The organism is Streptomyces sp. NPDC006602, assembly GCF_042870385.1.
GTDB lineage: Bacteria > Actinomycetota > Actinomycetes > Streptomycetales > Streptomycetaceae > Streptomyces.
In genome coordinates this window covers 401,465-414,469 of the sequence record NZ_JBIAHG010000004.1, presented here as the reverse complement: position 1 = coordinate 414,469, position 13,005 = coordinate 401,465, and the positions used below count along the sequence as shown (strand labels likewise).

Below are 13,005 nucleotides of genomic sequence, written 5' to 3'. Positions count from 1 at the left end.
ATGTCTGCCGTCACCGCCTGTCGTGACATCCCCTTCGTACCCGACTTCGTACCCGAGGAGCCCGCCCGTGCACCGTCCCTTCACCGCCGAGGCCGAGGTCGCCGGGGAGCTGGCAGCCGTACGCCCCGGCCTCGTGCCGCGGTACACGGCCGAGCTGCCCGGTGCCCGTGCGGCCGTGCTGACCCGGCTGTGGCGTGCGCTCACCCATGAACCGCTGCCGTGGCTCGCGGGCCGCGCGGCCGGCCGGGAGGGTATCGGCCTGCGCCTTTCGGACGGCCGCCGGCTGCACGGTCCGCACCCGGACCCGTACGCCACTTCCGGGTACGTCACCGAGGTTCGGCTGGACGACCTGGCGTACGACGATCCGGCCCGGCTGATGACCGATCTCGCCGTGCCGCACGGTTCGGGCTTCGCCACCGAACTCGGCCACAGCGTCGCCTCGTTGGCGCTGTCGCGGGCCGGGGCGCCGGCCCGCACCGAAGAGTGGCCGGTGTCCGACTGGGAGTGGGAGCAGCGGGTGGTCGACGGGCATCCGTTCCACCCCGGCTGCCGTTCCCGGCCGGGCTTCTCGGTGGCCGAGCAGCTCGCCTACGGGCCCGAGCACGGGCCGGTCGTGCGGCTCGGGCTGCTGCCGGTTCCGGCGGCCGAGTGCCTGGTGACGGGTGAGTGGCCGGTCGGGATGCGGGACGGGGAGCGGCTGTTGGTGCCGGTGCATCCCTGGCAGGCGGAGCATGTGCTCAAGCGTCGGTGCGAGGAAGGGCTCCCGGCGCACCCGTTGATGTCCCTGCGCACCCTCGCGCTGCCGGACGGGCCGCACGTCAAGACCGCGTTGAGCGCCCGCCTTACCTCCTCGGTACGGGACATCTCCGTCTACTCGATCAGCCTGTCCGCGACCCTCTCGGCGTTCGCGGAGGCGCTGGCGGCCCGCACGGACGGCCTGCTGCACGTCACCCGCACACTGGGCGCGGTCACGGCCGACTCGCCCGATCTGGCAGCGGTGTTGCGGGAGTCGCCGCAGGACTACGCGGTGCCGGAGCACGGCGAACGGGTGCTGCCGGTCGCCGCCCTCGCCACCACCGGCCTGCCCGACTCCCCCGCCTGGCTCGCCGACTTCACCCGCCTCGCCCTCACGGTGGGCCTGCGGCTCCTCGAACTGGGCGTGGCCCTGGAGGCGCACGGCCAGAATCTCCTCGTCGTCCTGTCCGCGGCCGGCGCCCCGCTGCGCCTGGTCTACCGCGACCTCGCCGACATCCGCGTCAGCCCGGCCCGGCTGGCCCGGCACGGCATCCCGGTCCCCGAACTGACCGGGCGGATCGTCACGGACGACGAGACGACCCTGCGCCGCAAGCTGTTCGGCTCGCTGGTGGCCGGGGCGCTGGCCGGTACGGCGGGCTCGGAGGCGGCGTTGCGAGGGGCGCTGGGGTCGGCCGTACGGGATCTGCCGCGCACGCCCGATCTCGTCGCACTGCTCGAAGAGCCGCTGCCCGCCAAGGCGTTGACGCTGATGCGGCTGTCGCCGGGGACGGCCGGTGACCAGTGGATGCAGCTGCCGAGTCCGCTGCTCTGAACGGTCGTTTTGGAGCCGGGCACCTCTGATCAATAGGATCCGCCGATGATCACAAGTAAACGGCTGGCAGCAGGAGTGTGCGCCCTGCTCGCCGCCCTGACGGCCGGGATCGCCTTCCCGGCCGCGGCCTTCGCCGGCGAACCGACGGGCGGGGCCACGCCCCAGGTCGGCCTCGTCCTCGACGTCAGCGGTTCCATGCGGACCCGGGACATCGACGGCGGAACCCGGATGGCGGCCGCGAAGCAGGCGTTCAACGAGGTGCTGGACGCCACGCCCGAGGACGTCGACCTCGGCATCCGCACCCTCGGCGCCAACTACCCAGGGGACGACCAGAAGACGGGCTGCAAGGACACCGCGCAGCTCTACCCGGTCGGTCCGCTGGACCGTACCGAGGCCAAGACGGCGGTGGCGACGCTCGCCCCCACCGGCTGGACTCCGATCGGGCCCGCCCTCCTCAAGGCGGCCGACGACTTCGACGGCGACGGCTCCAAGCGGATCGTGCTGATCAGCGACGGCGAGGACACCTGCGCCCCGCTCGACCCGTGCGAGGTGGCCCGCGAGATCGCCGCCAAGGGCATCGGGCTGACCATCGACACCCTCGGTCTGGTCCCGAACGCCAAGATGCGGCAGCAGCTCAGCTGCATCGCGGAGGCGACCGGCGGGACGTACACCTCGATCGAGCACACCGACGAACTCACCGACCGCGTCAACCAGTTGGTGGACCGCGCGGCCGATCCGGTGGTGACGCCGGTGGCCGTGGAGGGTGCCGCCGCGTGTGCCGAGGCGCCGGCCGTGAAGTCCGGTCTGTACACGGACCGCGAGGAGTTCGGGCAGCAGCGCTGGTACCGGGTGGACGTCGAGCCCGGCCAGGAGCTGCGTGCCTCGGTGAGCGTGGGGGCCGACCGGGCCGTGAACCCCTCCTATGGGGTGCTGGTGCGGGCGGTCACGGTGCACGGCCGGGAGATCGTGCGCGGCGAGGCGGCGGGCGACGGCCGTACGGACGTGGTCTCGACGGGGCTGCGCTATCCCAAGGCGGAGAGCGACGACGAGGACGCGGCTGCGGAGACGGTGTGTCTCCAGGTCACCAACTCCTTCTCGGTGGCTTCCGGGGTGAAGACCACGCCGGGTCTGCCGCTGGAGCTGACCGTCGACGTGGTGGACGGTCCGTCGCCGGCGAGCGACGTGGCCTCCTTCGGCCTCGGGCGCGGCTGGTGGCTGCTCGGCGCGCTGATCCTCACCGGCTTCCTCGCCGGTGTGGTCTGGGGCTGGGTGTCACGCTGGCGGGTCGCGGTCTGGAGGACCAACTGATGCGGATCACACGAGTGCTGAGCGCTTCCCTGCTGATGCTCGGCCTGGCGGTCTCCCCGGCCGCGGCCGACACCTCGCCGTCCCCTTCGGCTTCGGCGGACAGCGGGGCGCCCACCGAGGCGGGCACCTCCTTCCGTACGGCGACCGAGGTCGAGCAGGGGCAGACGGCCACCGCGAACGGCTCCGCGGGCGACTACCTGTACTGGTCGTTCCCCGCGGACGCCGGCCAGCGGCCCACCGTCAAGGCGACGGTGAAGCTGCCTGAGACGCACGCCGCCGAGACCTGGCAGATCGACGTGTACGACGGTCTTCGGCGCCGCCAGGCCTGCCAGTACGGGGCGCAGACGCGCACCGCGGCGGCGAACACGGCCTCGGTGGAGCCGGCCTGCGTCCTGCGCACGGTCCGCGCCTGGTCGGAGCCGTGGGCGAACGACCCGCTGCGGGGGACGTACTACGTCCGGCTGACGGTCGTCGACCTGACGACGGGCGACCTGGGTCTGCCCGTCGAGACGGAGCTGCGGGTCGACTCCAAGGACATCGGCGGTTCGGCCGCGGTGGACGGCTCGCTGGCTGAGCCACTGGTGCCGGGGATCGCGGTCAAGTCCGCTGCGGAGGAGGACGGTTCGTCCGCCTCGGCCGTGCTGTCCAGTATCGAGCCGGACGACGGCTGGTCCTCCGGCTGGTGGTCCGACCGGTGGGTGTGGACCGCGCTCGGTGGCGTACTGGCCGCGCTCGCGGGGGTCGGCGGGTACTCGCTGACGCGCGGGGCGGGGCGGCCGTCGCGGATGCCTCCGGGCGCCTGACGGGACCGTCAAGGGGCCCGCTGTGCTTCGGCACGGCGGGCCTTCTCGCGTTCAGCCCTCGCGCAAGGCCTTCGCGAGCGTGCCCTCACCGGTCACCTCGATACGGCCCGCCCGCACCGCGTCCGGCACGCTCAACTCCCCCCGGCCGACCGCCAGGCACGTGCCGGTGTCCAGGACCAGCCGCGCGTCGGGCTCGGCGGGCGCGGGCCCGTCGCCGTAAACGGGGCCGTCCTGGGCGCCGACGTACAGATGGAAGTCGCCTTCTTCGAGCCGTACTTCGACGAGCCCCTCGCCCTCCAGCGCCCGGAGCAGCGGCAGCGCGAACCAGTGCGCGCGTACGGCGTCCGTGGGCCGCCGCTCGCCCAGCTCGACCTGCCCCCACCGCCCCAGGGCCTGCAGCACCGGCAGCAACTCCCGCCCGCGTCCGGTGAGTTCATACACGTACGCCGCACCGGGCGGTGGCAGCCGGCGCCGGGTCGCGAGGCCGTCCCGTTCCATGTCCTTCAACCGCGAGGCGAGTACGTCCGTGCTGACGCCCGGCAGGTCGGCGTGCAGGTCGGTGTAGCGGCGTGGACCGGCGAGCAGCTCCCGGACGATCAGAAGCGTCCAGCGGTCGCCGACGACGTCGAGCGCCCGGGCGGCGGAACAGTACTGGTCGTAGCTTCGGCGAGGTGACATGCGACGCAGTCTAGACATGTCGTTGGACTTTCCAAGCTCAAACTTGGTAAAACCAAGCAACACCACAACCGGAGGGCGTAAGCGCATGGAGTTCCGGCAGTCGAGCAAGCTGAGCGAGGTCTGTTACGAGATCCGCGGCCCGGTGATCGAGCACGCCAACGCGCTGGAGGAGGCGGGCCACAGCGTGCTGCGGCTGAACACGGGCAACCCCGCGCTGTTCGGCTTCGAGGCGCCGGAGGAGATCCTCCAGGACATGATCCGGATGCTGCCGCAGGCGCACGGCTATACCGACTCCCGCGGCATCCTCTCCGCCCGCCGTGCGGTCGCCCAGCGCTACCAGACCCTGGGCCTGGAGGTGGGCGTCGACGACGTCTTCCTCGGCAACGGCGTCTCCGAGCTGGTCTCGATGGCCGTACAGGCACTGCTCGAGGACCGCGACGAAGTCCTCATCCCCGCCCCGGACTTCCCCCTGTGGACGGCCGTGACGACCCTCGCCGGCGGCAAGGCCGTGCACTACCTCTGCGACGAACAGGCCGACTGGTACCCGGACCTGGACGACATGGCGTCGAAGATCACGGACCGCACCAAGGCCGTGGTCATCATCAACCCGAACAACCCCACCGGCGCCGTCTACCCGAAGGAGATCATCGAGGGCATCCTCGACCTGGCCCGCCGGCACGGCCTGATGGTCTTCGCCGACGAGATCTACGACCAGATCCTCTACGACGACGCCGTGCACCACTCGGTCGCCGCGCTCGCCCCCGACCTGGTCGTCCTGACCTTCTGCGGCCTGTCGAAGACGTACCGGGTGGCCGGCTTCCGCTCGGGCTGGATGGTCGTCACCGGTCCCCGGCAGCACGCCCGCAACTACCTGGAGGGCCTGACGATGCTGGCCTCCATGCGGCTGTGCGCCAACGCGCCCGCGCAGTACGCCATCCAGGCCGCGCTCGGGGGCCGGCAGTCCATCCGCGAGCTGACCACGCCGGGCGGACGCCTGCACGAACAGCGCACCGTGGCCTGGGAGAAGCTCAACGAGATCCCCGGTGTGTCGTGCGTGAAGCCGAAGGGCGCGCTGTACGCGTTCCCGCGCCTGGACCCGAAGGTGCACAAGATCCACGACGACGAGAAGTTCGTCCTGGACCTGCTGCTGCGGGAGAAGATCCAGGTGGTGCAGGGAACCGGCTTCAACTGGCCGAGCCCCGACCACTTCCGCATCCTGACCCTCCCGTACGCGGACGACCTGGAGGCGGCGATCGGGCGGATCGGGCGGTTCCTGAGCGGGTACCGGCAGTAGCGGCTGCCGACGCAAAACCCGGCGAAAAAACAAAGGCAAGGAGGTTTCCCACTCCTTGCCACTCTCAACTTATAGCGCACCGGGGGGCTTGCCGCAAGGCCCCGGTCGTGCCGCAGAATCGTCGGCCGAAGCCCGAATCTGCGGAAATGAGAGTCGCGTATGCGTGTGGTGTTGTCGACCTATGGGTCGCGCGGGGATGTCCAACCGATGGCGGGACTCGCGGTGCGGTTGCGGGAACTCGGCGCGGAGGTGCGGGTGTGCGGGCCGGCGGACAAGGAGTTCGCGGAGCTGCTGGCCGGTGTCGGCGTACCGCTGCTGCCCTTCGGCCCGTCGGCGCGCGCGCTGACGAAGGCGGCGCCGCCGCCGTCATCGCTGCCCCAGCGCGCGGCCGAGGTGATCGCCAGTCAGTTGGACGTGGTCACCGCGGCAGCCGAGGGATGTGACGTGGTGGTGGCGACCGGCATGATCTCGGCCGCGGCCGGAGCACGGTCGGTGGCCGAGAAGCTGGGCATCCCCTCCGTGTCCGTGACCTTCCAGCAGCTCACCCTGCCGTCGCCGCAGCGCCGCCCGCTGGAGTATCCGGGCCGGCCGTTCCCGCCGGAGGTGACCGACAACAGGGTGCTGTGGGACCTGGACGCCCAGAGCATCGACGCGCTGTTCGGCGAGGCGCTCAACACCAACCGGGCGTCGATCGGCCTGCCCCCGGTGGACAGCGTGCGCGACTACGTCATCGGCGACCGGCCGTGGCTGGCCACGGACCCGGCTCTGGACCCGTGGCAGCAGACGCCGGACCTCGACGTCGTGCAGACCGGCGCGTGGGTCCTGCCGGACCAACGCCCGCTCCCCGCCGAGCTGGTGGCGTTCCTGAACGCCGGTGCCCCACCGGTGTACGTGGGCTTCGGCAGCATGCCCATGCACGCGTCGACGAACGCCGCCCGGTCGGCCATCGAGGCGGTCCGTGCGCAGGGCCGCCGCGTACTCGTCTCCCAGGGCTGGGCCGACCTGGGTCTGATCGACCACCTCGCCGACTGCTTCGCCGTCGGCGAGATCAACCATCAGGCACTGTTCGGCCGGGTGGCCGCCGTCGTGCACCACGGCGGCGCGGGTACGACGACGACGGCCGCCCGGGCCGGCGCACCCCAGGTGGTGGTGCCCCAGATCGCGGACCAGCCGTACTGGGCGGGCCGGGTGGCCGACCTGGGCATCGGTGCCGCACACCAGGGGCCGACTCCGACCTTCGAGTCCCTGTCGGCCGCCCTCGAAACGGCCCTGGCCCCCGAAACCGCCGCCCGGGCGAAGGCCGTGGCCGGCACCGTCCGCACCGACGGGGCGACGGTGGCCGCGCAGCTGCTGCTCGACGCCGCCGGCCGGGAAGAGCCACCCGGGTCCGCGTGAAGCACTCCAGTCCGGACGCCCTGCCGCAGCGCCATGGTCGCGAGCGACCTCAGATCGGAGCCGATGCCGTGAAACCGCTGACCACCAGCGTGTTCGACCTTCCCGACCACCTCTCGCCCAAGGCCGACCCGACACTGATCGCCGGCGACAAGCAGCACTTCGCGGCCATCGCGGAGTGCCTGGAGCAGACGATCGCCGAACTGTCCGACAGTCTCGACGCCCAGCGCAGGGCCCCGGCGGCATGGGCCGGCAGCGGACGGACGCGCGCACAATGCCGGTCGGCCGTGCGGCCGCACACGACGTGTCTGCGGCTCGTAGCCTGTGACGCATGGGTGATCTCTTTCTCGTTCGGCACGGCGAGACCGAATGGTCGCGGTCCGGGCGGCACACCGGCTCGACGGACGTCCCGCTGACCGAGCGCGGGCGGCGGGAGGCGCGCGGCCTGGTGCCGCTGATCCGCTCGCACCGGATCGGGGCCGCGTTCGTCAGCCCGCTGCAGCGGGCCCGGGAGACCGCCGAGCTCATCGGACTGCACGACGTACGGGTCGACACGGACCTGCGCGAATGGGACTACGGCGGATACGAGGGCGTCACCACCGTCGAGATCCGGCGCACCCGGCCGGACTGGTTCCTGTTCACGGACGGGGTCGCGCCCGGACCGCCCGACCACCCCGGCGAGACTCCGGAGCAGGTGGGTGAGCGGGCCGACCGGATGCTGGCCAAGGTGGACGCGGCGCTGGCCAACACCGAGGGGGTCGTGGTGCTGGTGGCGCACGGTCACCTCCTGCGGGTCCTCACGGCCCGGCGGCTGGGGCTGCGGCCGTCGGCCGGGGCGCTGTTCCAGCTGGCGACCGGGACGCTGTGCCGGCTGAGCACCGAGCACGGGCGGCCGGTGATCGCCGGGTGGAATGTCAGACCGGGGTCGTAGTCTTCGAAGGGGCTGATCCTGGGGCCGGTCGCGGCGCTGCGGTAGCCCTTCGAGCAGGCCGTTCGCCGGGGAGGAGCACGCCGTGACACGACCGCCCACCGCCGCGCAGCGGCGTGTCATCGACGCCGCCGATCCGGTCACCGGCCGGCTGAAGGGCACGGAGGCGCAGCTCGCGGCGCTGGTCAAGCGAGGGCTCGCCTTCCGGCATCCGCGGCCGCCGCACGACCACTTCCTGACGCCGGCGGGACATCGCGTACGGGAGGCGCCCCCGGAGACCGTCGCCGCCGAGCCCGCGGTCCGGTCGCCCCGGACCGCCGACGTCTTCGCCGCCCGCATCGGCAGCGAGGAGGAGGCGGACACCGGTCCCGGTCGCGTCCGCGAGGTGCACAGCGCCTGGCAGGGGCTGCTGGAGCTGCGCCGGATGACCAACCAGGACGGCGCGACGGACCGGCCGTGCGGCTGGGAGCGCGCGCATCTGGTGCAGGCGGCCGCGCTCGCCCTGGAGGCGGCGGGTCACCGTCCGGCGGGCCGGGAGGCGGAGGGCTACCGGGTGCGGGCGACCCCGCAGCCGGAGGCCGTCGCCGTGCACGCGCCGGACAGCGCGCTGCTGCGGGCCTGTGCGGCCACGCTGGAGGGGGCGGGCTGGCAGGTCGGAGAGCACACGGAGCCGCGGACGAGAGACCGGTATCTGCTGGCGTCCCCACGCCGGAAGTGATGAGCATGCCAAGATCGACGGGGCAGATCGTCCACGACAAGCACGACGACAAGGGGAAGCCGTGACCGAACCGTTTTCCGTCCCGGTGACCGTCCGCGGATACGAGACGGACGTCCAGGGTCACCTCAACCAGAGTGTCTACATCAACTACGCGGAGCACGCCCGCTGGTCCATGCTCCGGGCCGCCGGGATCAGCCAGGCGGGCCTCATCGGCAAGGGCGTGGGTCCGGTGGCCCTGGAGACGACCATCCGCTACCGCCGGGAACTCCTGGCGGGCGACGAGGTCGAAGTGACGTGCGGCTTCGACTGGGGCGAGGGCAAGACGTTCCGGATCGAGCAGACCATCCGGAAGACCGACGGCACCGTGGCGGCCGAGATCACCGCTGTCGGCGGCCTGATGAACCTCGAGGAGCGCAGGCTGGTGGCGGATCCGCGGGAGTACTTCAAGGAGTTGGCGTCGGATCCGAGCCTGTTCGGACTGTAGGGACCGCGGGGAACCCTCACACCAGCTCCGGCTGGTGTTCGGTGTCGTAGGCAGCACGCGACTCGGCGATGTAGACCCTGTTCCGCTCGGCCCAGTCGGTCAGCCGTTGCAGCGTCTCGTGCAACTCGTGGGCCACCGGGGTCAGTTCGTACTCGACCTTCGGTGGCACCGTGGGGTGCACGGTGCGGGTGACGAGGCCGTCGCGCTCCAGGTTGCGCAGGGTGAGGGTGAGCATGCGGCGGCTGATGCCCTCGATGCTGCGCTCCAACTCGGTGAAGCGGATGGGTCCGTGGGCGGCCGCGACGAGGATCTGCACGCTCCATTTTCCGGAGACCCTGTCAAGAACTTCGCGGACGGGACACGCGTGCGCGTTCACCACTTGGGAGGTAACACCGGTGTTCCTCTGGGACATCGAACTGCCTCCTTATGCCGGACTCCATGGTCACCCACGATGTTGCCCGTTACAAGTCGTGCACTTAGGGTTTCGATGGAGATTGCGGAGGCCACGTCGCCATGACGCCCCTGATCGAGTCACCGACGCATACGCGTCCCAGGCAGCGAACGTACTCCCGTTGGGCGTCTCTCGTCGTGCTGTGCGCGGGCACGCTGATGACGATCCTGGACGGCAACATCGTCACGGTCGCCATGCCGGCCATCCAGAGCGACCTCGGCTTCTCGGCGCCGGGGCTGGCCTGGGTCGTCAACGCCTATCTGATCCCGTTCGGCGGACTGCTGTTGCTGGCGGGAAGGCTCGGCGACCTGGTGGGCCGCAGGCGGATGTTCACGGCGGGGCTCGCCGTGTTCACCGCGGCGTCCGTGCTGTGCGGGGTGGCCACCGACCAGGGTGTGCTCGTCGCGGCCCGTGCCCTGCAGGGTGTCGGCGGGGCGATGACCGCGGCCGTGGTCCTGGGCATGCTCGTCGCGCTCTTCCCCGAGCCGCGCGAACGGGCCCGCGCCATCGCGGTGTTCAGCGCGGTCGGCGCGGCGGGCGGCGCGCTCGGCACGTTCCTCGGCGGGGCGCTGACCGAGGCCCTGAACTGGCACTGGATTTTCCTGATCAACCTGCCGATCGGCATCGTCGCCTGGCTGGCCGCGGTCCGGATCCTGGCCCCGGACCGGGGCGAGGGGCTCGGCAAGGGCGCCGACTATCCGGGAGCGGCCCTGGTCACCGGCGCGCTGATGCTCACGGTGTACGTCATCGTCGGCGCCGGCGACCGAGACCTGAGCGCCACCCTGCTGCAGGCCGCGCTCGCGCTCGCCCTGTTCGTGGCGTTCACCGTCCGCCAGGCGCGGACCGCACGGCCGCTGCTGCGCCTGCGGCTGTTCGGCTCCCGGCTGCTGTCCGGCGCGAACGCCGTGCAGATCCTGATGATCGCGACGATGTACGGCTTCCAGTTCATCGGCGCGCTCTACCTCCAACGCGTCCTCGGCTACGGCGAGTTGCTCACCGGTACCGCCTTCCTGCCGGCCCCGGTCGCGATCGGCGTGCTGATGCTGGGCCTGTCCGCGCGGACCATCGGCCGGTTCGGGGCGTACCGGGTGCTGCTGGCGGGGCTCGTGCTCATCGTCGCCGGGACAGCGCTGCTCAGCCGGGCGCCCGCCGACGGCTCGTACGCCACGGACGTACTGCCGCCGCTGCTCCTGCTCGCCGCCGGGTTCGCGGCCGCGATGCCCGCGCTGACCGGGATCGCCATGTCGGGGGCGCGCGAGGAGGACGCGGGAGTGGCTTCCGGGTTGTTCAACACCACGCAGGTGGTGGGCGGTTCGCTGGGTCTGGCGGTGCTCTCGGTGCTGGCGGCGAGCCGCACCGAGGGGCTGCTCGACGGGGGCGGGGAGCTGGTGGCGGCCACGGCGGAGGGCTACCAGCTGGCGTTCCGGGTGGCGACGGTGATCGCGGTGGGGGCGCTGGTACTGGCGGCGGCGGTGCTGCGGCCGAGGAGGGGCGCGCGTAACTGACGTAACCGACTTAAATGACGAAACGGTCGCGGCGGCGGGAGCCCTCTCCCGCCGCCGCTCGCGTCGGTCAGGCCCCGGCGAAGACCCCCCTGTGGTCCTCGGCCCACTCCCGGTAGGACCGCGCCGGCCGCCCCAACGCCTCCCGTACGTCGTCCGTGACGAGCTCGTTGCCGCCCTCGCGGGCGAACAGGAGGCCGCCCAGGACGCTCTCCGCGGCCGCCGCGTCCAGTCCCGAGGCCGTCAGCTGTTCACGGATCCGGTCCGGCGAGAGATCGATCGTCCCCACCGGGCGTCCCACGACGGCGGCGATCGCGGCGGCCTGGTCGGGGACAGTGATCGCCTCGGGCCCGGTCAGCGTGTACGTCCGCCCGGAGTGCCGGGAGTCGGTCAGCGCTTCGACGGCCGCCTCGGACACGTCACGCGGGTCGACCACCCCCTGCCGGCCGTCTCCGGTCATGTTGGGAACGGGCCGGCCCGCGTGGATCGCCTCCGCCCAGCCGAGGGTGTTCGAGGCGAAGGACGACGGCCGCAGGATCGTCCACTGCGACCCGCCGGCCCGCAGGGCCTCCTCCCCGGGAAGATGCCAGGTGCCGAAGGGGCCGTAGTCGGGGTCGCCGGTACCGATGGAGGAGAGCTTCACGATCCGGCGAACGCCCGCCGCCCGTGCCGCCGCGACCAGCCCGGCGTCCCGTCCGCCGTCCGCCGGTCCGAGTACCGCCACCAGGAACACGGCCGCCGCCCCGGCCAGCGCCGCCGTCACGGACTCCGTGTCGAGGAAGTCCCCGCGCACCACCTCCACGCCGTCCGGTACCCGGGCCTTCGCCGGGTCGCGGGTCAGGGCGCGCACCTTCTCGCCGCGCGCCGCGAGCTGTCGTACGACTTCACTGCCGATGGTGCCCGTGGCACCGGTCACTAGGATCACGGCTCCAACGCTGACGGGCGGCCGCCCCCGGGTGCTAGGAAATTCCGGCACGGTCGTGGCGCCCGCACGGGTGGGGCGCGCACCTACCGTAGGAGGGTGACGAATGCCCTCGATGAGCGCGCCCTGACCGTCCCCGCCGCCCTCCGCCCCTGGATCACCCGCATCGAGTCGGTGGGCGCCGGGGAGGAGCTGCCGGCATCGTTCGCCCAGGTGCCGGACACGGCGACGAAGTTGGTCGTACGGGTCGAGGCGGGCGGCCGTCGTGACGCCCTGGTGGTCGGGCCGCGCACCCGTGCCTCGTACTACGCGGAGGCGGACCGGCGGCTGGCGTCCTGCGTCCAGGTGAGCCTGGGCCCGGGTGCGGTACTCCCGTTGCTCGGCACCCCGGCGGTCGATCTCGTCGGGCGGGCCGTGCCGCTGGGCGCGCTGCCGACCGGGACGGCACGTCAACTCGCCGAGAAACTCGTCGCATCGGCGCCGGAGGAGATGGTCGCGTACCTGACGGAGCTGCTCCCCGACCCGATGGCCGCCGGCCGCTCGCGCACCCGACTGCTGCGGGCCGCCGTCGACGCCCTGTCGACCCGGCCGGACCACGCCCCCGCGCAGGTCAAGGACGTGGCCCGCGAACTCGCCGTCAGTGAACGGCAGTTGCGCAACCTCTTCACCGAGGGGGTCGGCCTGTCTCCGAAGCACTACGCCCGCATCAGCCGCGTACGCCATCTGCTGACGCACGCGGCCGACGCTCCCTGGGCCGAACTGGCCGCCGCCACCGGCTACTACGACCAGTCGCACATGACGTCCGACTTCCGCACCCTGATGGGGGTGCCACCGAGGTCGTACTTCACCGGCCGGCTGCCGGACCCCCAGCCCTGCCAGGCGTTCAGGCAGGGCTGACGCCGGCGATCTCCTCCCCCGCCTCCATGGGATGTGACGTCCTGCGTGTCCCGGCGCCTGG

Annotated in this window: 13 protein-coding genes; 10 read left to right on the top strand and 3 right to left on the bottom strand. The window is 72.2% G+C overall.

All coding sequences use genetic code 11. The features are described 5' to 3' along the window. The first annotated feature begins 67 nt into the window (after nt 1-67). The 3 genes from ACFYO2_RS14180 to ACFYO2_RS14170 are packed head-to-tail and all read left to right on the top strand — an operon-like array spanning nt 68 to nt 3,678. Complete coding sequence (locus ACFYO2_RS14180) at nt 68-1,567, top strand: IucA/IucC family protein (RefSeq protein ID WP_388348274.1); 1,500 nt, start codon at nt 68-70, stop codon at nt 1,565-1,567. A 45-nt stretch (nt 1,568-1,612) separates the two neighbouring features. Continuing rightward, on the top strand, nt 1,613-2,875 hold the full coding sequence (locus tag ACFYO2_RS14175) for a VWA domain-containing protein (RefSeq protein ID WP_388348272.1): 1,263 nt from the start codon (nt 1,613-1,615) through the stop codon (nt 2,873-2,875). Next, entirely contained in the window at nt 2,875-3,678 is an 804-nt protein-coding gene (locus ACFYO2_RS14170) for a hypothetical protein (RefSeq protein WP_388348270.1), read from the top strand. The genes ACFYO2_RS14175 and ACFYO2_RS14170 overlap by 1 nt, the downstream gene beginning before the upstream one ends. A gap of 51 nt (nt 3,679-3,729) precedes the next feature. Here the strand turns inward: ACFYO2_RS14170 and ACFYO2_RS14165 are convergent, their stop codons facing one another. Then, nucleotides 3,730-4,356 (bottom strand): winged helix-turn-helix transcriptional regulator, encoded by a 627-nt coding sequence (locus tag ACFYO2_RS14165; protein ID WP_388348269.1) that lies wholly within the window; start codon nt 4,354-4,356, stop codon nt 3,730-3,732. 85 nt (nt 4,357-4,441) lie between these two features. On the opposite strand from ACFYO2_RS14165, the gene ACFYO2_RS14160 reads away from it, so the two are divergent. The 5 genes from ACFYO2_RS14160 (at nt 4,442) to ACFYO2_RS14140 (ending at nt 9,172) form a co-directional block, all read left to right on the top strand. Continuing rightward, nucleotides 4,442-5,650 (top strand): pyridoxal phosphate-dependent aminotransferase, encoded by a 1,209-nt coding sequence (locus ACFYO2_RS14160; RefSeq protein WP_388348267.1) that lies wholly within the window; start codon nt 4,442-4,444, stop codon nt 5,648-5,650. Nucleotides 5,651-5,857: 207 nt separating this feature from the next. Next, nucleotides 5,858-7,045: a glycosyltransferase gene (locus ACFYO2_RS14155; RefSeq protein ID WP_388348265.1), complete on the top strand. Its 1,188-nt coding sequence runs from the start codon at nt 5,858-5,860 to the stop codon at nt 7,043-7,045. Between the two features lie 328 nt (nt 7,046-7,373). Continuing rightward, nucleotides 7,374-7,973 carry a histidine phosphatase family protein gene (locus ACFYO2_RS14150; protein WP_388348263.1) on the top strand — a complete coding sequence of 200 codons (600 nt, stop codon included), beginning with the start codon at nt 7,374-7,376 and terminating at the stop codon, nt 7,971-7,973. Between the two features lie 82 nt (nt 7,974-8,055). After that, on the top strand, nt 8,056-8,688 hold the full coding sequence (locus ACFYO2_RS14145; RefSeq protein WP_388348261.1) for a hypothetical protein: 633 nt from the start codon (nt 8,056-8,058) through the stop codon (nt 8,686-8,688). Between the two features lie 61 nt (nt 8,689-8,749). Beyond that, on the top strand, nt 8,750-9,172 hold the full coding sequence (locus ACFYO2_RS14140; protein ID WP_388348259.1) for an acyl-CoA thioesterase: 423 nt from the start codon (nt 8,750-8,752) through the stop codon (nt 9,170-9,172). A 16-nt stretch (nt 9,173-9,188) separates the two neighbouring features. On the opposite strand, the gene ACFYO2_RS14135 is transcribed toward ACFYO2_RS14140, so the two are convergent. Beyond that, on the bottom strand, nt 9,189-9,584 hold the full coding sequence (locus tag ACFYO2_RS14135; RefSeq protein ID WP_388348257.1) for a winged helix-turn-helix transcriptional regulator: 396 nt from the start codon (nt 9,582-9,584) through the stop codon (nt 9,189-9,191). Between the two features lie 101 nt (nt 9,585-9,685). On the opposite strand from ACFYO2_RS14135, the gene ACFYO2_RS14130 reads away from it, so the two are divergent. Next, nucleotides 9,686-11,128: an MFS transporter gene (locus ACFYO2_RS14130; protein ID WP_388348255.1), complete on the top strand. Its 1,443-nt coding sequence runs from the start codon at nt 9,686-9,688 to the stop codon at nt 11,126-11,128. A gap of 67 nt (nt 11,129-11,195) precedes the next feature. Here the strand turns inward: ACFYO2_RS14130 and ACFYO2_RS14125 are convergent, their stop codons facing one another. Then, nucleotides 11,196-12,050 carry an NAD(P)H-binding protein gene (locus ACFYO2_RS14125; RefSeq protein WP_388348253.1) on the bottom strand — a complete coding sequence of 285 codons (855 nt, stop codon included), beginning with the start codon at nt 12,048-12,050 and terminating at the stop codon, nt 11,196-11,198. Nucleotides 12,051-12,146: 96 nt separating this feature from the next. On the opposite strand from ACFYO2_RS14125, the gene ACFYO2_RS14120 reads away from it, so the two are divergent. Beyond that, nucleotides 12,147-12,944, top strand: a complete 798-nt coding sequence (locus ACFYO2_RS14120; protein WP_388348251.1) for a helix-turn-helix domain-containing protein — start codon at nt 12,147-12,149, stop codon at nt 12,942-12,944. Nucleotides 12,945-13,005: the final 61 nt, after the last annotated feature.

Excerpts from the sequence above, each read along its gene's own strand:
- ACFYO2_RS14175 (WP_388348272.1), top strand. The coding sequence starts at position 1,613 with ATGATCACAAGTAAACGGCTGGCAGCAGGAGTGTGCGCCCTGCTCGCC.
- ACFYO2_RS14170 (WP_388348270.1), top strand. The coding sequence starts at position 2,875 with ATGCGGATCACACGAGTGCTGAGCGCTTCCCTGCTGATGCTCGGCCTG.
- ACFYO2_RS14165 (WP_388348269.1), bottom strand. The coding sequence starts at position 4,356 with ATGTCACCTCGCCGAAGCTACGACCAGTACTGTTCCGCCGCCCGGGCG.
- ACFYO2_RS14160 (WP_388348267.1), top strand. The coding sequence starts at position 4,442 with ATGGAGTTCCGGCAGTCGAGCAAGCTGAGCGAGGTCTGTTACGAGATC.
- ACFYO2_RS14155 (WP_388348265.1), top strand. The coding sequence starts at position 5,858 with ATGGCGGGACTCGCGGTGCGGTTGCGGGAACTCGGCGCGGAGGTGCGG.
- ACFYO2_RS14150 (WP_388348263.1), top strand. The coding sequence starts at position 7,374 with ATGGGTGATCTCTTTCTCGTTCGGCACGGCGAGACCGAATGGTCGCGG.
- ACFYO2_RS14135 (WP_388348257.1), bottom strand. The coding sequence starts at position 9,584 with ATGTCCCAGAGGAACACCGGTGTTACCTCCCAAGTGGTGAACGCGCAC.
- ACFYO2_RS14130 (WP_388348255.1), top strand. The coding sequence starts at position 9,686 with ATGACGCCCCTGATCGAGTCACCGACGCATACGCGTCCCAGGCAGCGA.